We start from the raw sequence: 18,032 nt of genomic DNA, 5'->3' as shown, positions 1-18,032 counted from the left end.
GCCGGGAACGGGTCAAGCGGCTGCGTCCGCCGCGATCCATGCCGGCACGGATTTCGCGCCCCCAAGCGGACCCTTCCTTGACCCGGCCCACGCGGCTAGACGGGCGCGACGCAAGAGGAGACGCGGACGATGAGCGAGGCTTGGCAGGCGGTCGAAGAGCTGGAGCGCACCGAATTGAAGGCGCTGTTCGACGCCGATCCGGAGCGGGTCGGCCGCCTCTCGGTCGCGGAAGCAGGCATCCGCTTCGATTTCTCGAAGACCCATCTCGACGCGGCGGCGCTCCGGGCCTTCGTCCGCCTCGCCGAGGCGCAGGACCTTGCCGGGCGGCGCGACGCGCTCTTTTCCGGCCAGGTGGTGAACCCGTCCGAAGGCCGCGCGGCCGAGCACAGCGCCGAGCGCGGCCAGGGCGCGCCGGAGAGCGTGCAGCGGGCGCGCGGCTTCCACAGCCGGATGCGGGCGCTGATCGACGCGATCGAGGCCGAGGCGTTCGGACCCATCCGCCACATCCTCCATGTCGGGATCGGCGGATCGGCGCTGGGGCCGGACTTCGTGGTGGACGCGCTCGGGCGCGGCGAGAATATGCGCTACGACACGGCGATCGTGTCCAACGTCGACGGCGCGGCGCTTGAGGAGGCGGTGCGCGGCTTCGACCCGGAGACGACCTTGCTGGTGATCGCCTCCAAGACCTTCACCACCACCGAGACGATGCTGAACGCCCGCTCGGCGCTCGCCTGGATGGGCGAAGCCGGCGTCTCCGACCCCTATGGCCGGGTGATCGCCCTCACTGCCTCGCCGGAAAAGGCGGTCGCGTTCGGCGTGGACGAGACCCGCATCCTGCCGTTTTCCGAAACGGTGGGCGGGCGCTATTCGCTCTGGTCGTCGATCGGCTTTCCGGCGGCGCTGGCGCTCGGCTGGGAAGCGTTCGAGACTTTGCTCGAAGGCGCCGCGGCGATGGACCGCCACTTCCGCCTGGCGCCGCCCGAGCGGAACGCGCCGCTGCTCGCCGCCTTTGTCGACCGCTATTACGCCAATGTCGCGGGCGCCGAGACGCGGGCCGTGTTCGCCTATGACGAGCGGCTGCGGCTGCTGCCGCCCTATCTCCAGCAGCTGGAGATGGAATCGAACGGCAAGAGCGTGCGCCTCGACGGCGGCGAGGTCGGCCGCGCGAGCGCCGCCATCACCTGGGGCGGGGTCGGCACCGACGCCCAGCATGCCGTCTTCCAGCTGCTGCACCAGGGGACGCACCTGGTGCCGGTCGAGTTCGTCGCCAGCGTCGAGCCCGGCCACGCGCTCGATCCCGAGCATCACCGCCAGCTGCTCGTCAATTGCTTCGCGCAGGGCGCCGCCTTGATGGCCGGCCGCGGCGGCGACGATCCGCATCGCTTCTATCCGGGCGGGCGGCCGTCCACGACCATCCTCCTCGACCGGGTCGATCCGGCGACGCTCGGCGCGCTGATCGCCTTTTACGAGCATCGCACCTTCGCCAACGCCGTGCTGCTGGGCATCAACCCGTTCGACCAGTTCGGAGTCGAGCTCGGCAAGGAAATGGCGAAGGCGATGGACGGCGCCGGCGCGCCGGACTTCGATCCGTCCACGCTGGCACTGATGGCGCGCGCCTTCGGCGACGAGGGGGAGGAATGACCGGACGCACGCTTTTGGCCGCCGCCCTGGCCGCTCTGCTGCCCGCCGCCGCGGCGGCGGCGCCGCTCGAGACTTTCCGCAACCGCTTGTTCGTCGCGGCCGAGGTGAACGGCGCGCCGGTCGCCGCCCTGCTCGATTCGGGCGCGGAGATGAGCGTGCTGGACGACGGCTTCGCCGGACGGCTCGGCCTGGCGCAGGCCGGCGGCGCGACCGCCCACGGCTCCGGCGCGGAGGCACTGGAGGCGCGCTTCGCCCAGGGCGTGGCCATCAAGGCGGCGGGGGTCCGGATCGCCGACCGCACGGTGGCGGTAATCGACCTCGGCGAAGTGTCGGCGCGGCTGATCGGCCGGCCGGTCGACATGATCCTCGGCCGCGACCTGTTCGACGCCGCGCGGCTGCGCATCGACATCGACGGCGGCACGATCGATCCGCTGCCGCGCGACGCCGAACCGGCCGGCGTCCGGCTCGCCCTCGCCAGCCATCGCGGGATCGAGGCTTTCCCGGCGGCGGTGGAGGGCCACGCGACCGCGCAGGCGGTGTTCGATCTCGGCAACGGCAGCGAGGTGATGGTCGGCCGCGCCTTCGCCGAGCGCATCGGCCTCGCCGCGCCGGGGCGGATCGTCGAGCGGCGCAGCGGCGGCGGCCTCGGCGGCGCGGTGGAGCGCGACGTCGTGCGGCTGGAGACGCTGGACATCGCCGGCCGCACTTTCCGCGACATCCCCGCCGCGATCGACGATTCGCCCACCGCCGCCGATCTCAACATCGGCACGTCCATGCTGCGCCATTTCCTGATCACGACGGACTTCGCCCGCCAGTCCCTCTGGCTCGCCCCTCACGAGTGAAGCTCCCCACCTCTCCCCCCGGGAGAGAATACGGAGCCTTGGCGAGGCGAAGCCGAGCCTAGGCGGAGTTGGTGAGGGTGTCGGCGCCGGGAGAACATCCTCGAACGCCGTACCCCCTCACCCCAGCCCTCTCCCCTTGGGAGAGGGGGAGGAGCCGCCACTCTCTCCACGCCCGCTCTCCCGTTCGGCCTGAGCGTGTCGAAGGCCGCTATTTTCTTCCGATCCGCGCCTTGAAGTAAAAGGCGGCCTTCGACAGGCTCAGGCCCAATGGCTGGGGGTTGCCTCCCGGAGGGAAGGAGACAGCGATGCGCATCCTCATCTACCTGTTCGATGGCGTGACGGCGCTCGACGCCATCGGCCCCTATGAGTCGCTGAGCCGCCTGCCGGACGTCGACATTCTGTTCGTGGCCAGGGCGCAAGGCCCGCTGCGCACCGGCGACGGCTTCCTCGGCCTTCACGCCGACGCGGCGATCGGGGAGGCCGGGGCCGCCGACATGCTGATCGTGCCCGGCGGCCAGCGCGACGCGGTGGCGCGGGAGGCGCGCGATCCGGAGCTGCTCGCCTGGCTGCGTACCATCGATGCGGTGACGCGCCGCACCTGCTCCGTCTGCACCGGCGCGATCCTCCTCGCCGCGGCCGGACTCCTCTCCGGGCGGCGGGCGGCCACCCACTGGCGGGCGCGCGACATCCTTCCCAAGCTCGGCGTCCGCTATTCCGGCGAGCGGGTGACGGCGGACGGCAAATATCTGACCAGTGCCGGCGTCTCCGCCGGCATCGACATGGGCCTGACGCTCTGCGCCGAGATCGCCGGGCGGGAGCTGGCGGAAGCCGCGCAGCTCAGCATGGAATATGATCCGCGTCCGCCCTTCGACGCCGGGGACCACCGCACGGCCGGGCCGGAGCGGATCGCTTTGGTGGAGACGCTGCGCACGTGAACTGCCCAACCCCCTCTCCCCCCGGGAGAGGATACGAAGCCTTGGCGAGGCGAAGCCGAGCCTAGGCGAAGTTGGTGAGGGTACCAGCGCCCGAGACTATTCTCCAACACCGTACCCCCTCACCCCGACCCTCTCCCCATGGGAGAGGGGGAAGAGGGGCGCCCTCCACCCGCATTTGCGCGCGGGGGGCGGCGTCGCCATATGGGCGGCTCAACGCTGCGGGGACCTGCACGTATGGCTGAAAGCTACGACTACGACCTCTTCGTCATCGGCGCCGGATCGGGCGGGGTGCGCGCCTCGCGCGTCGCGGCGGCCCATGGAGCGCGGGTGGCGATCGCCGAGGACCACAGGGTGGGCGGCACCTGCGTCATCCGCGGCTGCGTGCCCAAGAAGCTGCTCGTCTACGGCGCCCATTTCGCCGAGGACCTGCAGGACGCCCGCCGCTTCGGCTGGGACGTGCCGAAATGCCGTTTCGACTGGCCGGCGCTGCGCGACAACGTGCTGGCCGAGGTCGAGCGGCTGGAAGGCATTTACGGCGAGATCCTGGAGCGCAACGAGGTCGAGCTGCACGAGCAGCGCGCGACCGTCACCGGCCCCAACGAGGTGACGCTGGCGGACGGGACCCGCCTCACCGCCGGCACGATCCTGATCGCCACCGGCGCCTGGCCGATGGTGCCGGACCTGCCGGGGGCGGAGCTCGGCATCACGTCGAACGAGGTGTTCCATCTCGACGCGGTGCCGCGGCGGGTGGCGATCGCGGGCGGCGGCTATATCGCCAACGAATTCGCCGGCATCTTCCACGAATTCGGCGCGGAGGTAACGCTGATCAACCGCGGCGACCGCATCCTGCGCCATTATGACGAGCAGATCCGCGACCGGCTGCTGCAGATCTCGCTGACCAAGGGCATCGGCTTCAAGTTCAATGCGCCGTTCGAGCGGATCGAGAAGGCCGAAGACGGTTCGCTGGACATCCACCTCAAGGGCAGCCCCGATCCGTTGAAGGCCGACCTCCTCCTCTGGGCGGTGGGGCGGCAGCCGAACAGCCGGGGCCTCGGCCTCGAGGAGGTGGGGGTGAAGCTCGGCAAGGACGGCGCGGTGCTGGTGGACGAGGACAACCAGACCTCGGTGCCGTCCATCTATGCGATCGGCGACGTCACCAACCGCGTCCAGCTGACGCCGGTCGCGATCCGCGAGGGCCAGGCGTTCGCCGACAGCGTGTTCGGCGGCAAGCCGACCCGGGTCGATTACGAGAACATTCCCTCGGCCGTGTTCAGCCATCCGCCGATCGCCGGCGTCGGCATGACCGAGAGCGAGGCGCGCGACAAGCTGGGCTCCTACAAGACCTACACGTCCGATTTCCGGCCGATGAAGAACGTGCTGGCCGGCCGCAACGAACGCTCGCTCTACAAGATGATCGTCGAGGGCGAGACCGAGCGCGTCGTCGGCCTTCACATGATCGGGCCCGACGCGCCCGAGATCCTCCAGGCGGCGGCGGTGGCGGTGAAGGCCGGCCTCACCAAGGCCCAGTTCGACGACACGATCGCGCTCCATCCCACCATGTCGGAAGAGCTGGTGCTGATGCGCTGAGGCTTTCCCCCTCTGCCCCCTCCCCCCGCGGAGGGCAGGGTGGGGGTCTCGGCGGTGGCGGATGTGCTTCGGAAGGCGGGAACCCTCACCCCGGCCCTCTCCCGGGGGGAGAGGGGGTTTTCGGCGCCCGTCTCCGACGTTTGCTCCCCCTCCTCCCGCGGGGGGGAGGACCTGCTCCTCCCCTCCGGGAGAGGCCATGCTCCCCCCTCCCCCTCCGGGGGAGGGTAGGGTGGGGGTCCCCGGCGGTGGCGGATGTGCTTCGAACGGCGGGGGCCCTCACCCCGGCCCTCTCCCGGGGGGAGAGGGGGTATTGAGGTTGACCGCGTGGGTCCGGCGGCTAGGATGTGGGCCCAAGGGGTTCTTCAATGCTTTCAGGACTTTTGCTGCTTTTCGCCGGGGCCGCGGCCGTTCCGGAGCCGGTGCCGGTCAACCCGTCGCAATGACTGCGGGCGAGCGACCTGCCGTTGCTGAAGCGGCTTCGCACGCGGACCGAAGAGATTCGCTACAGTCTCGAAGTCGATGCGCGCGGACGGCCGGTGTCCTGCACGATCGATGAGGGCTCGAGCTCGCCGGCGATCGACGCGCGCACCTGCGGGTTGCTGATGGAACGCGCCGCCTTCACCCCGCCGACCGACGCATCGGGCGCGCCGATCGCCTCGACCTTCGCCGGCAAGATCGTCTGGCACGTCGCCGATCCCGCCAAGGTGAGGATCGAGGATTTCGAGCCGGGGATGCGGCGCTTCATCTACGGCATGGCGAGCGACGGCACGGTCGAGAGCTGCGCGAAGGAAGAGGAAGGCGCCCCGTTGTGGACGCCCGGCACCAGCGATTGCGACGGCGTGGTCGGCCGCGCCTCTTATGTCTTCGCCCGCCATGCCCGGGACTATGGAACCCTCCACAGCCTGGTCGCGGTGATGCGGCCGGGCGATGCGCCGCCCGCCATTCCGGGCGCGACCTTGCTGTACGACGAGGGCGCGCAGCTCGAATTCCGGGCGAACGGCCGCTTCATCCGCTGCACGCCCTTTCCCGGCACCTACGACCCGACACTGCCGGAGCTATGCTCCTCTCTCCCTTCGGAAGTGCGGACGCGCCAAGGCACGGCCGAGACCCGCATCGTCCGGCGCCGCATCTTCGGAATCGCCCGCGAGGAGGACTGAGCCCCGCTCGCCTTCCTCTGCGGGAAGGCCATGCTCCCCCTCCCCCTGCGGGGAAGGCCAGGCTCCCCCCTCCCCCTGCGGGGGAGGGTAGGGTGGGGGGCTCCGGCGGCGGCGGGTTTGCTTCGGAGGCGGGGACCCTCACCCCAGCCCTCTCCCGCGGGGAGAGGGGGTGGATGTGCGCTTGGGATCGGGCGCGGGGATCGCTAGAGGGGCGGAATACTGGCGAGGAGGTAGATGTGACGGAAGGCTATATGTCCGGCTTCGGCAGCCATTTCGCGACCGAGGCGGTGGAGGGCGCGCTGCCGGAGGGGCGAAATTCGCCGCAGAAGCCGCCCTTCGGCCTCTATGCCGAGCAATTGTCGGGCACCGCCTTCACCTTGCCGCGGCACGAGAATCGCCGCTCCTGGCTCTACCGCATGCGGCCTTCCGCCGAGCATCCGCCCTATCGCGCCTGGGACGGCGCGCCGCTGTTCGCCGCGGCGACGGTGGCGGAGCTGGCGCCCAACCGGCTGCGCTGGAGCCCGCTCGAGCCGCTGGAGGGTCCGAGCGACCTGATCGAAGGCATGGCGACGATGCTCGCCAACGGCAATCCCGAGGCGCTGACCGGCGTCGCGGTGCACATCTACCGCGCCGATCGCGGCATGGAGCGGCGCGCTTTCTTCAATGCCGACGGCGAGATGCTGTTCATCCCGCAGCAGGGCCGGCTGGAGCTGCTCACCGAGATGGGCCGGATCGAGGTGGCGCCCGGCGAGATCGCGATCGTGCCGCGCGGCGTGCGCTTCCGCGCGCTGCTGCCCGACGGCGCGGCGCGCGGCTATGTCGCGGAGAATTACGGCGCGCTGCTCAGGCTGCCGGACCTGGGGCCGATCGGCGCCAACGGGCTCGCCAATCCGCGCGACTTCCTGACGCCGGTCGCCTGGTACGAGGACCGGGACGAGCCGTTCGAGCTCGTCCAGAAATATCTCGGCCGGCTGTGGATCACCGAACTCGACCATTCGCCGCTCGACGTCGTCGCCTGGCACGGCAATCTCCCGCCGGTCAAATACGACCTCCACCGCTTCAACACGATCAACACGGTGAGCTTCGACCATCCCGATCCGTCGATCTTCACCGTGCTGACCTCGCCCACCGACACGCCGGGCCGGGCCAATGCCGATTTCGTGATCTTCCCGCCGCGCTGGATGGTGGCGGAGGACACGTTCCGCCCGCCTTGGTTCCACCGCAACGTGATGAGCGAGGCGATGGGCCTGATCCACGGCGCCTATGACGCCAAGGCCGAGGGCTTCGCGCCGGGCGCGCTGTCGCTCCACAACCTGATGGCCGGGCACGGCCCCGACGTGGCGAGCTGGCGGGCGGCGAGCGAGGCGGAGCTCAAGCCCCACAGGATCGAGGGCACGATGGCCTTCATGGTCGAAAGCTGCTGGCCCTACCGGCCCACCGGATATGCGATGGCATCGCCCGCGCTGCAGACGGATTACGACGCCGCCTGGGGCGGATTCCCGAAGGCGCGGCTGGGGTAAGCTCCCTGCGGGGGAGATGGACGCTTGCTCCCCCTCCCCCTGCGGGGGAGGTAAGGTGGGGGTCTCCGGCGGCGGCGGGTTTGCTTCGGAAGGCGGGGACCCTCACCCCAACCCTCTCCCATGGGGAGAGGGGGTATTCGGTGCCTGCGCCTTGCTCCCCCCTCCCCCTGCGGGGGAGGGTAGGGTGGGGGTCTCCGGCGGCGGCGGGTTTGCTTCGGAAGGCGGGGACCCTCACCCCGGCCCTCTCCCATGGGGAGAGGGGGTATTCGGTGCCTGCGCCTTGCTCCCCCTCCCCCTGCGGGGGAGGTAGGGTGGGGGTCTCCGGCGGCGGCGGCTTTGCTTCGGAGGCAAGGGGACCCTCACCCCGGCCCTCTCCCAGGGGGAGAGGGGGAAGAAGGGGGAGAGGGGGTTTCTTACGCGCGGAGGGCTTTGCGGGCTTCGGGAAGGGTGAGGGCGAAGGCGGCGAAGTGGGTGAGGGCGTCGACGACGCACCAGGGGCACCAAGCCCTGTCGACCTTCGGCATCTGGTGGAACAGATATTTGGCGGCGATCGCGGCCTGCGGCAGGCTGAGCAGGCTCGCCAGGACCGGCAGCCAGGGGCGCCGCTCCCCCCGGTCGGCCGGGCCGGCCGCGGCGAGCGCGATCGCGGCGGAATGGGCGATGAGGGTGAGCGGCGCATCGGGCATGCCGTAGGAAAAGGCCTCTTCGCTGGTGTTGACCTTGTCCGTGTCGAAATGCGGTGTCTTCGTCTTGGGGTCGGGCAGATGCTTCAGGATGCCCGTCTGAAGCAGGGTGACGACGCCCATGGCCGCCATGCCGACCAGCGACACGCCGACGATGGCCCGCCGGTAGCGCATCTCCGGCCGGTCGTCCGTGCGGATGCTCCGCTCGAGCGCGCGGGGCGACAGATCGCCGCTCGTCGCGCGGTGCAGCAGCTGTTTCATGACGGGACTCCTCTCGCCGGCCCAACGCAGCGCCGGGCGAAGCGCTCCCGCCGCAAATCGCTAGGAGCGCGCCGCCGGCCGTGGTAGCGGGCGAACGGGGAGGGGTTGCCCGAGATGAACGAATTGTCCGCCGATTTCAAAGCCGCGCCGGCCGAGGCCGCGGCAGGGCCGATCGCGATCGGCATCGTCATTCCCTGCTTCAACGAGGCCGGCAACGTGGCGGAGCTGGTCCGCCGGCTCGACGCGACGCTGACGGGGATCGCGTGGGAAGCGATCTTCGTCGACGATGCGAGCCCGGACGGCACCGCCGACATCGTCCGCGCCATCGCCCGCGACGACCGCCGGGTGCGCTGCCTGGAACGCTACGGACGGCGCGGCCTCTCGTCGGCCTGCGTCGAGGGCATGATGGCGACCTCGGCCCCGCTGATCGCCGTGATCGACGCCGACCTGCAGCATGACGAGACGCTGCTGCCGGCGATGGCCGCGCGGCTCGCCGCCGAGCCCGAGCTCGACATCGTCGTCGCCTCCCGCTTCGTCGAAGGGGGCAGCGCGGACGGCTTTTCCGGCGCGGACCGCGCCTCGCAGTCGCGCATCGCCACCAGGCTCAGCCGCGTGGTGCTGCGCGAGGAGTTGGCCGATCCGATGAGCGGCTTCTTCATGGTGCGGCGCGAGGTGTTCCGGGCGGCGCTTCCCAAGCTGTCCGCGGTAGGCTTCAAGCTCCTCCTCGACATTTTCGCCTCGTCCGACCGGCCTCTGCGCTTCGCCGAGCTGCCTTACTCCTTCCGCGAGCGGGTGAGCGGGACGAGCAAGCTCGACGGCACGGTCGCCTTCGAATATCTGATCATGCTCTACGACAAGGCGCTGGGGAAGCTGGTGCCGACCCGCTTCGCCTTGTTCTCGGCGATCGGCGGGCTTGGCGTCGCCGTGCACTTCGCCTTCCTCACCTTGTTCTATGTGGCGCTCGGCTACGGCTTCATCCTCGCCCAGACGATCGCGACGGTGGGGGCGATGACGTTCAACTTCTTCCTGAACAACGCGCTCACCTATCGCGACCAGCAGCTGCGCGGGCCGGCGAAGCTCGTGAAGGGCTGGCTGTCCTTCTGCCTGGTGTGCAGCGTCGGCGCGGTCGCCAATGTGGGCGTCGCCGCCTTCCTGTTCGAGACGCAGCACGCTTACTGGACGGTGTCGGCGCTGGCAGGGATCCTGGTCGGGGCGGTGTGGAACTTCGCTCTGTCCTCCCGCTTCACCTGGGGCCGCTACTGAGCTGACACCTCTTCATCCTCCTCGCGGAGCGAAGCTCCATGGGGAGGGGGACCAGCCGAAGGCTGGTGGAGGGGCTTGCCGCCGCTGTTTGCCCCTCCACCATGCTATGCATGGTCCCCCTCCCCGTCGCCTGCGGCGACAGGGAGGATCAGGTCAGCGCCAGCTGTCGAACCAGGTCCATTTCAGGAAGTCCTGGTCCTGCTGCAGCGGCGAGGCGGAGATGATCGGGTAGAAATAGATGAACAGGGTGATCGTCGCCGCGAAGAAGGCCGGCGGCACGAGCTGCGCCCGTCCGCCCCGGCACATCCGGTCGAACGCCACCGCGAGCGCGATCGAGAGGAAGATCGCCGGCACGTAATAATAATAATAGAAGCTGACGTTGCGCGGGATCACGGCGTAAACACCGTAGGAGAAAGCGAACAGGCCTGCGAGCAGCAGCAGGCGCATATCCTTGCTCCGCCAGCCGCGGCGCAGCACCAGCAGCATTGCGACGAGCCCGCCCCACATCACCGCGGGATTGCCGACCAGCAGCACGCCGCGCAGCACGCCGTCCACCCGTTCATAGAGATACCAGATCGGACGCCCGATCAGCGGCCACTGGGTCCAGCTGCTCATGTAATTGTGGGGGGACAGCGGCTGCGTCTGCTGGCGGTAGATTTCGAACTGGTGCGGAATGATCTGAAGCAGGCCAAGCCGATTGGTCTCGACGAACAGCGCCGGCAGGAAGGTGAGGAAATAAACCGCGAGGAAGGTGCCGCCGAAATAGAAGAGGCCGTCCATCGTGGAGACGCCGCGCCAGGACGGCAGGTCCTTCGTGTGGAGGAACTGGTCGTCGGGCACTCCGGCCTTCTTGGCCTGACGGTCGCGGATCACGTAGAACGCGATGGCGGCGCCGAGGAAATAGGGAAGCGCCGCCCATTTGGAGCCCACCGCCAGGCCGAACATCGCGCCGGACAGGATGAGGCCCCATTTCACCCGCTTCGCATCGCCGCGCTGATAGCTGTCGAGCAGGAAATAGAGCGCGAACAGCAGGAACGCGCCCATATAGACGTCCAGCATCGCGATCCGCGCCTGGATGTAGACGAGCTGGTTGAGGAGCGTCAGCACCGCCGCCGCGACGCTGATGCGCACGTCGCGGAAGATGGTCTGCGCGATCAGGAAGACGGCGACGATCGTGGCCGTCCCCATCAAGGTGCTGAAGAAGCGCCAGCCGAAGGGGTTGTCGCCGAAGATCAGCATGGAGATGCCGATCAGTGTCTTGGCGAACAGCGGATGCTCCACGTTGCGATATTCGATCCCCTGGATGAGATCGCGCGCCGCCGGGACGTAATGAGTCTCGTCGAAGAACAGCTGGGTGGGATGCTGCAGCTGGAACATGAAGAGGATCTGGCTTACCACCGCCAGACCGATCATCGCCGGAAGCACCCCGATATTGGGGATGAACGACAGCCCCGAACGGGCCGGCGGCGGCGGCGCTACCGCCGGTTCAGCACGATCACTCATATCTCCGCTCCCCTTGGCGACCCGGCAGGCGCCGTCGCCCTGTTGAATCTCTTGCTGGGGGCTCCCCCGCCCGCTCCTCCTCTATGCCAAAAAGGCGGTGTGTTGCCGAGCGAAAACGGCTAGGAACAAGCGGTCCGAAGAAGATTGCACGGGGGAGGGGAATGCGGGTGGAACGGCCGAAGGAAGTCGCAGCGTTCGAATGGCTGTTCCTGGCGGCGATCGCGCTCGGCGTGGTCGGCGCCATCATCGACTGGGAGCTGCTCGCGGCCGACCCGTTGCTGCTCACGGTCATCGCGCTCAGCCTGATCGTCACCCTGTTGCTGGTGATCGGCACGTCGCGCTTCCGCAGCAACGTCTCGCGCTGGATCCTGACGGTGCTGACCGTGATCGGCGTGGCCATGTCCGCGGGAACACTCGGCGTCACGACGCTGACGGGGCTGCTGGCGACGGTCACCGCCTTGTTGCAGGTGCTGGCGCTGTTCCTTCTGTTCACCGAACCGGCGCGCACCTGGTTCGCGGCGCCCGCGACCGACACGCAGCCGGAGGAGCCAGGACCGGCCTGATCGGAGCGCGCCGGCCGCCCCTTCCCTCCACACCTGCAGGTGGCGCGTTCAGGCTGCCGCCGCCTCGCTCGACCGGCCCCAGGGCCGCTCGCGGAACCACTTGGTCACCACATATTTGACGCCGCGCTCCACCGGCTGCGCCTGGTGCATGGTTTCGGGATTCGGCTCGCCGAGCAGCCCGAGATTGTTCCAGGTGAGGAGGTTGCCCGGAGTCGGCACGATCCGGATGGCAGTGCGGGGAAAGGTCGTGGCGCCGCCCGCTTCGACGTGATTGAGGAACGCCATCGCGGTCCAGGTCCGCTGCCCGCCTTCGGCCATCACCCGCTCGAAATATTCCTCCTCGCGGTGGAAATAATCGTGGTGCGCCTTGAACTGTTGGCCGACCGTGTAGCGCTGCCCCTGCATCGGCTCGCCATATTCGGGCGGGATGCCGAGCAAGTCGGCGATCCGCTGCTCGATGGCGGCGACGACCGGGTGCTGCCGGTCGAGGTGGCAGGTGTGGCTGGTGCGGAATTCGGGGTCTTCGAGGCTGCCGAGCGTCTGGGAGGGCACCGCGTCGCGATCGATGAGACCGATGATCGCCGCGCATTCGTCCGCCGTCAGGAAGGACCGGACCACATAGAGGTCGAGCGCGTCAGTCGGCATGCGGAAGGCGTTAGGCGCTTCCGCCAGAGCGGCGGTGGCGATCGCCCCGAACGGAATGTGCGAATCAGCCATATGCGCTTCCGCTGCCCCTCCTGGCTGCTGCTCTGGAGTTAACGGCGAATCGCCGACTTTGGCAACGCCGCTCGGCCGCTTCGCCACTGGCGCCTGTCGCCGGCAGCCCGTGGCGGATCCCAGCCAAAGAAAAAGCGGCGCCGCTGATGGCGGCGCCGCTCTTTCGGTCGAAGGCCCAGGCCCAGATCAGCCCGGCGTAACGGGAGTCGGCGTCGGCGTCGGAGTGGGCGTCGGCGTCGGCGTCGGAGTGGGCGTCGGCGTCGGCGTCGGCGTCGGAGTGGGCGTCGGCGTCGGAGTGGGCGTCGGCGTCGGCGTCGGAGTGGGTGTCGGCGTCGGCGTCGGCGTCGGGCTCGGAGACGGGCTCGGCGTCGGAGTGGGCGTCGGCGTCGGCGTCGGAGTCGGCTCCGGGGTGGGAGTCGGCGTCGGCGTCGGGCTCGGCGACGGGCTCGGCGTCGGAGTGGGGGTCGGCGTCGGCGTCGGAGTCGGCTCCGGGGTGGGAGTCGGCGTCGGGCTCGGAGACGGGCTCGGCGTCGGCGTGGGGGTCGGCGTCGGAGTGGGCGTCGGCGTCGGCTCCGGCGTGGGGGTCGGCGTCGGCGTCGGCGTCGGCGTCGGCGTCGGCGTCGGCGTCGGAGTGGGCGTCGGCGTCGGAGTGGGCGTCGGCGTCGGCGTCGGCGTCGGCGTCGGCGTCGGCGTCGGAGCCGGCGGTTGCGGACGCGGACGGCTGCGATTCGTCAGGATCGCCGCGGCGGCAACCGCGAGGCCGACGCTCACCGCGACCGCAGTCGTCGAGGCCGGGGGCATGGTGCCGCCACGGCCCGGAGGCGTGCTCGCCTGCGAATAAGCCGTCGTCGCCGCCGAGGAGGCGCTGGCAAAGGCATAGCGAATCGGACCGGTGCTGGCGGAGGCCATCGAAGCGCCGGGAAGGGCACTGGCTGCGATCGCCGGGCTGAATGCGGTCGTGAACACGAGAGCAAACGACGCGAGAGCGGTCGTGGAGTGCAGAAGGCGCTTCGACTTCATGGTAATTCCCCTGTATGCAGCTTCTTCCAACCACATGTCGGGGGCGAAATCAACCCTGAAGAAGGTGGCTGACGCGGGATTCATCTTACAAGCTGCTCATACTGTGTGGTAATTTTCTGACCAACCAACAAGGGCGGGGGAGTGCGGGGCGGTGGGATCGACGGGATCCGGGACTGGTGGGAAAGCCGAGAAGGCGCGGGGAGGACGCCGCGGGAACGCGGAACTGACAGACAATGAGGGCGCGCTGCTCGCCCTCATCCAGCGGATCCAGCCCGCAACCGCCTATCAGATCGCGAAATTTTACGAAGCTGCCCCAGTCCACAGCTTCAACGCCGCCAAGGGCAAGCTTTATCCCCTGCTCTACCGGCTTCAGGAGCGCGGACTGCTCGGCTCGGAGGCGGTGGCGCGCGACCAGCGCGGCACGCAGCTGTTCACCTGCGCCCCCGCGGGCGAGGCGGCGCTGCGCAATTGGACCCGATCAATCCGCGCCGACCACGATCTGCTCCACGATCCGCTCCGAAAAAAGGTGCAGGCCTTCGAGTTGCTCGACCAGGCGGAGCGAATCGCCTGGATCGAGGACGCCCGCGCGCTGCTCCAGGCCAAGCTCGCGCGCATCCTTATATATGGCGCCCATGAAGAAGGCCGGTGGGGACCGCTCCTCGCCGACAGCGCCCGCACCGCGACCGAGGCGCGACTCGCCTGGCTGGACCGGCTGCAGGAGGAGGTGCTGAGCGACGGCCGGCCCGCCTGATCCAGCGGAATCAGGAGCTTCCAGCGGCCGCTTTGGAAAACTCATCTTCTCCGGCCGCTGTTTCTCTGCCAAGGTGCCGCATCGGGGATCGATAGGGCGACAGAGGGGACATACCTTGCCGCGAACTTTGGCCGGGATCGTGGTCGGCATCATCGTCGCCATCGCCGGAATCTGGATCACCGACGTCATCACCCAGCAATTCTATCCGCTGCCCGCGCCCGAAGCGCGGCCGGCGGACGCGGTCGCCTGGGTGCCGCCGGAAATTCCGGCCGGCGCGCTGTTGTTCGTCGCCTTCGCCTGGTTCATCGGCGCGCTGCTCGGCGGCGGCGCAGCCGGGCTGATCAGCGGCAAACGCTGGACGGTTTGGCTGCTCGCCGCGCTCGTCCTCGTCGCGGCGACGATCCTCACCGCCTGGCTGCCGGCTCCCGGTTGGGCGAAGATGGGCGCGGTCATCGCGCCGATGCTGGGCGGCCTCATCGCCACCGCCCTTACCGCATTGTCGCGCCCGCAGCGCCGCACGCGGCGGGCGGAGCCCGCTTCGGCCCCGCAATAGAAGCCGCGCGCCCCGGCCCATGCACATCCTGTTCCTGACGGACAATTTTCCGCCGGAGGTGAATGCGCCGGCGTCACGCACCTATGAGCATTGCCGGGAATGGGTGAAGGCGGGCGCCGAGGTGACGGTGGTCACCTGCGCCCCCAATTTCCCGAAGGGCGCATTGTTCGACGGCTATCGCAACCGGCTGTGGCAGACGGAGGAGATGGACGGCATCCGCGTCGTCCGGGTGTGGAGCTATATCAGCGCCAATGAGGGCTTCCTGCGCCGCACGCTCGATTATGTGAGCTATATGGTGAGCGCGACGCTCGCCGCGCCGTTCGTGCGCAAGGCCGACATCGTGATCGGCACCTCCCCGCAATTCTTCACGGCCGTGGCCGCTTATATGGTGTCGCGGACGAAGCGCATCCCGTTCGTGTTCGAGCTGCGCGATCTGTGGCCCGAATCGATCCAGGCGGTCGGCGCGCTGAAGCCGAGCCGCGCGCTGCGGGCGCTCAGCCGGCTGGAGATGTTCCTCTACCGCAAGGCGGCGGCGATCGTCAGCGTGACCCGCTCCTTCCGCGAGATCCTGATGGACCGGGGGGTGGACGGCGCGAAGATCCACGTCGTCACCAACGGTTCGGACCTCACCCGCTTTCACCCGCTGGAGCGGGACGCGGCGCTGGCCCGCGAGCTCGGCGTCGAGGGGCGGTTCGTCGCCGGCTATATCGGCACCCACGGCATGGCGCATGCGCTCCACAGCCTGCTCGAGGCGGCGCGGCTGCTCGCCGGGCGGCCGGACGGGCGCGACATCGTGCTGCTGCTGGTCGGCGACGGCGCGGAGAAGAAGGCGCTGAAGGCGCGCGCCGAAGAGCTCGGCCTCGCCAACGTCCGCTTCGTCGACACGGTCCCCAAGGCGGAGATCCCGCGCTACTGGTCGCTGCTCGACGTCTCGATCATCCACCTGCGCAAGCAGGACCTGTTCAAGTCCGTCATTCCGTCCAAGATGTTCGAAAGCATGGCGATGGGCATCCCCATCCTGCACGGCGTCGAGGGCGAATCGGCCGACATCCTGCGCGAAAGCGGCGCCGGCTTCACCTTCGAGCCGGAAAATGCCGCCGAACTGGCCGACCATCTGGTGCGGCTCGCCGGGGACACGGCGCTGCGGGCGGAGGCGGGGCGGCGCGGGATCGCGGCGGCGCGGCGCTACGACCGCCGCCAGCTCGCGGCCGAGATGCTGGACGTGCTGCGGCGGCTGGTGCCGGCGGCCCGCCGCGACTCGGCCTGACGATGGGGCTGATCGGCCGGCTGGGCCGCGCCTGGCGATTCGGGCGCCACATGCCGCCGCGCAAGCTCGCGCACCGTTGGGCGCTGGAGGCGCGGCGCCGGATCGCTCTGCGCCGCCCGCCGCGACTCGACTCGCCCGGACCGGAGCGGCTGCGCCCCTCCCCCGCCCCGCCGCTCCCGCTCTTTCCGCCGCGTGGGCCCAAGGCGGAACGGCTGGGGCAAGGCTGGCGCTTCACCTTCGTCGGCCGCACGGTCGAGATGGCGGGCGGCATCGACTGGTCCGCGCCCGGTCCCGGACCCGAGCACCAGCTGTGGCGGATGAACCTCCATTATATGGAGTATCTGGAGGCGCTCGACGCCGAGACGGCGGCGGAGCTGATCGGGCGCTGGATTGCCGACAATCCGCCGTACCGCCCGGGCTATTGGCGTGACAGCTGGAACAGCTACGCCTTGTCGCTGCGGGTCGTGGTGTGGATGCAGCAGCTCGCCCGGCACGGCGGCCGACTCGCCACCGCCGATGTGCTCGACAGCCTCGCCGCCCAGCTCCTGTTCCTGGAGCGCAATCTGGAGCGCGATCTCGGCGGCAATCATTTGATGAAGAACATCAAGGCGCTGGCCTGGGCGAGCGTCTTCTTCGAAGGGCCGGTGGCGACGCGCTGGCGCGCCCTCGGCCTTCGCCTGCTGGACCACGAACTTCGCCACCAGATCCTGCCCGACGGCATGCATGACGAGCGCTCCGCATCCTATCACGCGCAGGTCCTCGCCGACCTTGTCGAGATTCGCCACGCGCTCGGCCGCGATCCGCTGTCGGGCCGGCTGGACGGTGCGATCCGGGCGATGGCCCAGGCGGCGGCCGACCTCGCCCATCCGGACGGCGGCCCGGTCCTGTTCAACGACAGCGGCCTTACCATGGCCTATTCGCCCGCCCAGTGCCTCGATGCGGCGGCGCGGGTGCTGGGAGAGGCACCGCCCGCCCCCTCGCCCGTCTTCGCCTATCCGGCGGCGGGCTATTTCGGGCTGCGCGCCGGCGCCGTCTATCTGACGGCGGACATGGGGCGGATCGGGCCGGACGACCTGCCCGCCCACGGCCATGGCGACATCGGCAGCTTCGAGCTTTCGGTCGCGGGCGAGCGGCTGATCGTCGACCAGGGCGTGTTCGAATATATCGAAGGCGAGCGGCGGACCCGCGCCCGCGCCGCCGCCAGCCACAACACGCTCGCGCTCGACGGCGCGGACCAGGCGGAATTCTTCGGCGCCTTCCGCTGCGGCCGGCGCCCCAACGTCACGGTGCGGCGCTGGGAGACGCGGGACGGCGGCTTCCTGCTCGAAGGCAGTCATGACGGCTACGCCTATCTGCCCGGCCGCCCGATCGCGGTCCGCCGGATCGAGGCGGACGCGGCCGCGATCCGGGTCCACGATTGGATCGAGGGCCGGACGGACCGCGCCGCCTCGGCCGGCCTGCTCCTCCACCCGGACGCCACGGCGGAGCGCGAGGACGGCGCGATCCTGATCCGGCGCGGGGGCGCCGCCGCCCGGCTCCGCCACTCCGGCGAGGCGTGGATCGAGCCGGCCGTGCACTGGCCCGACATGGGCGCCGAGCGTCCCACTTTGCGCATCCGCCTGCCCCTCGCCGACCCGGTCGCCGGCGGCGACTTCACGATCGAGATTATCTAGCGGGCCAATCCTCCCTCTGGAGCGAAGCTCCATGGGGAGGGGGACCGCACGAAGTGCGGTGGAGGGGCAATCGGCGCGGGTCGGCCCCTCCACCAT

16 protein-coding genes are annotated in these 18,032 nt (G+C 69.7%); 12 read left to right on the top strand and 4 right to left on the bottom strand.

From position 1 onward, the window contains the following. The first annotated feature begins 129 nt into the window (after window positions 1-129). The 6 genes from pgi (at window position 130) to hmgA (ending at window position 7,682) form a co-directional block, all read left to right on the top strand. On the top strand, window positions 130-1,641 hold the full coding sequence (gene pgi, locus ACK4K7_RS05285) for a glucose-6-phosphate isomerase (RefSeq protein ID WP_431864182.1): 1,512 nt from the start codon (window positions 130-132) through the stop codon (window positions 1,639-1,641). Further along, complete coding sequence (locus ACK4K7_RS05280) at window positions 1,638-2,483, top strand: retropepsin-like aspartic protease (protein ID WP_431864181.1); 846 nt, start codon at window positions 1,638-1,640, stop codon at window positions 2,481-2,483. The genes pgi and ACK4K7_RS05280 overlap by 4 nt, the downstream gene beginning before the upstream one ends. Before the next feature lie 305 nt (window positions 2,484-2,788). Further along, window positions 2,789-3,418 (top strand): DJ-1/PfpI family protein, encoded by a 630-nt coding sequence (locus ACK4K7_RS05275; protein WP_431864180.1) that lies wholly within the window; start codon window positions 2,789-2,791, stop codon window positions 3,416-3,418. Window positions 3,419-3,652: 234 nt separating this feature from the next. Next, window positions 3,653-5,005, top strand: a complete 1,353-nt coding sequence (gene gorA, locus ACK4K7_RS05270; RefSeq protein WP_431864179.1) for a glutathione-disulfide reductase — start codon at window positions 3,653-3,655, stop codon at window positions 5,003-5,005. 464 nt (window positions 5,006-5,469) lie between these two features. Continuing rightward, window positions 5,470-6,162, top strand: coding sequence for a hypothetical protein (locus ACK4K7_RS05265; RefSeq protein ID WP_431864178.1), 693 nt, complete (start codon window positions 5,470-5,472; stop codon window positions 6,160-6,162). Window positions 6,163-6,413: 251 nt separating this feature from the next. Further along, complete coding sequence (gene hmgA, locus ACK4K7_RS05260; RefSeq protein ID WP_431864278.1) at window positions 6,414-7,682, top strand: homogentisate 1,2-dioxygenase; 1,269 nt, start codon at window positions 6,414-6,416, stop codon at window positions 7,680-7,682. A gap of 413 nt (window positions 7,683-8,095) precedes the next feature. Here the strand turns inward: hmgA and ACK4K7_RS05255 are convergent, their stop codons facing one another. Then, window positions 8,096-8,626 carry a vitamin K epoxide reductase family protein gene (locus ACK4K7_RS05255; RefSeq protein WP_431864177.1) on the bottom strand — a complete coding sequence of 177 codons (531 nt, stop codon included), beginning with the start codon at window positions 8,624-8,626 and terminating at the stop codon, window positions 8,096-8,098. 114 nt (window positions 8,627-8,740) lie between these two features. Between ACK4K7_RS05255 and ACK4K7_RS05250 the strand changes: the two genes are divergently transcribed. Beyond that, window positions 8,741-9,889, top strand: coding sequence for a glycosyltransferase (locus ACK4K7_RS05250; protein ID WP_431864176.1), 1,149 nt, complete (start codon window positions 8,741-8,743; stop codon window positions 9,887-9,889). Between the two features lie 153 nt (window positions 9,890-10,042). On the opposite strand, the gene ACK4K7_RS05245 is transcribed toward ACK4K7_RS05250, so the two are convergent. Continuing rightward, window positions 10,043-11,392 carry a glycosyltransferase family 39 protein gene (locus ACK4K7_RS05245; protein WP_431864175.1) on the bottom strand — a complete coding sequence of 450 codons (1,350 nt, stop codon included), beginning with the start codon at window positions 11,390-11,392 and terminating at the stop codon, window positions 10,043-10,045. A 167-nt stretch (window positions 11,393-11,559) separates the two neighbouring features. Here ACK4K7_RS05245 and ACK4K7_RS05240 point away from each other — a divergent pair, with 167 nt between their 5' ends. After that, window positions 11,560-11,955 (top strand): hypothetical protein, encoded by a 396-nt coding sequence (locus tag ACK4K7_RS05240; RefSeq protein WP_431864174.1) that lies wholly within the window; start codon window positions 11,560-11,562, stop codon window positions 11,953-11,955. Window positions 11,956-12,003: 48 nt separating this feature from the next. On the opposite strand, the gene ACK4K7_RS05235 is transcribed toward ACK4K7_RS05240, so the two are convergent. Both ACK4K7_RS05235 and ACK4K7_RS05230 read right to left on the bottom strand, forming a co-directional pair. Next, a complete protein-coding gene (locus ACK4K7_RS05235) occupies window positions 12,004-12,672 on the bottom strand; it encodes a 2OG-Fe(II) oxygenase (protein WP_431864173.1) in 669 nt (222 codons plus the stop codon). Beyond that, the gene (locus ACK4K7_RS05230; RefSeq protein ID WP_431864172.1) at window positions 12,665-13,726 is read right to left on the bottom strand and encodes a hypothetical protein; all 1,062 of its coding nucleotides are present in this window, start codon (window positions 13,724-13,726) and stop codon (window positions 12,665-12,667) included. The genes ACK4K7_RS05235 and ACK4K7_RS05230 overlap by 8 nt, the downstream gene beginning before the upstream one ends. 117 nt (window positions 13,727-13,843) lie before the next feature. Here ACK4K7_RS05230 and ACK4K7_RS05225 point away from each other — a divergent pair, with 117 nt between their 5' ends. The 4 genes from ACK4K7_RS05225 to ACK4K7_RS05210 all read left to right on the top strand — a co-directional run bounded on the left by ACK4K7_RS05225 (window position 13,844) and on the right by ACK4K7_RS05210 (window position 17,936). Beyond that, window positions 13,844-14,443, top strand: coding sequence for a PadR family transcriptional regulator (locus tag ACK4K7_RS05225; RefSeq protein ID WP_431864171.1), 600 nt, complete (start codon window positions 13,844-13,846; stop codon window positions 14,441-14,443). Window positions 14,444-14,570: 127 nt separating this feature from the next. Further along, on the top strand, window positions 14,571-14,996 hold the full coding sequence (locus tag ACK4K7_RS05220) for a hypothetical protein (RefSeq protein ID WP_431864170.1): 426 nt from the start codon (window positions 14,571-14,573) through the stop codon (window positions 14,994-14,996). Between the two features lie 19 nt (window positions 14,997-15,015). Next, window positions 15,016-16,263, top strand: coding sequence for a glycosyltransferase family 4 protein (locus ACK4K7_RS05215; RefSeq protein ID WP_431864169.1), 1,248 nt, complete (start codon window positions 15,016-15,018; stop codon window positions 16,261-16,263). Between the two features lie 2 nt (window positions 16,264-16,265). Beyond that, entirely contained in the window at window positions 16,266-17,936 is a 1,671-nt protein-coding gene (locus ACK4K7_RS05210; protein WP_431864168.1) for a heparinase II/III domain-containing protein, read from the top strand. Window positions 17,937-18,032: the final 96 nt, after the last annotated feature.

Origin of the sequence: Allosphingosinicella sp., assembly GCF_046295735.1 — a bacterium.
GTDB lineage: Bacteria > Pseudomonadota > Alphaproteobacteria > Sphingomonadales > Sphingomonadaceae > Allosphingosinicella.
The sequence above is the reverse complement of the archived record's forward strand: the minus strand, read 5'-3'. Positions and strand labels throughout refer to the sequence as shown.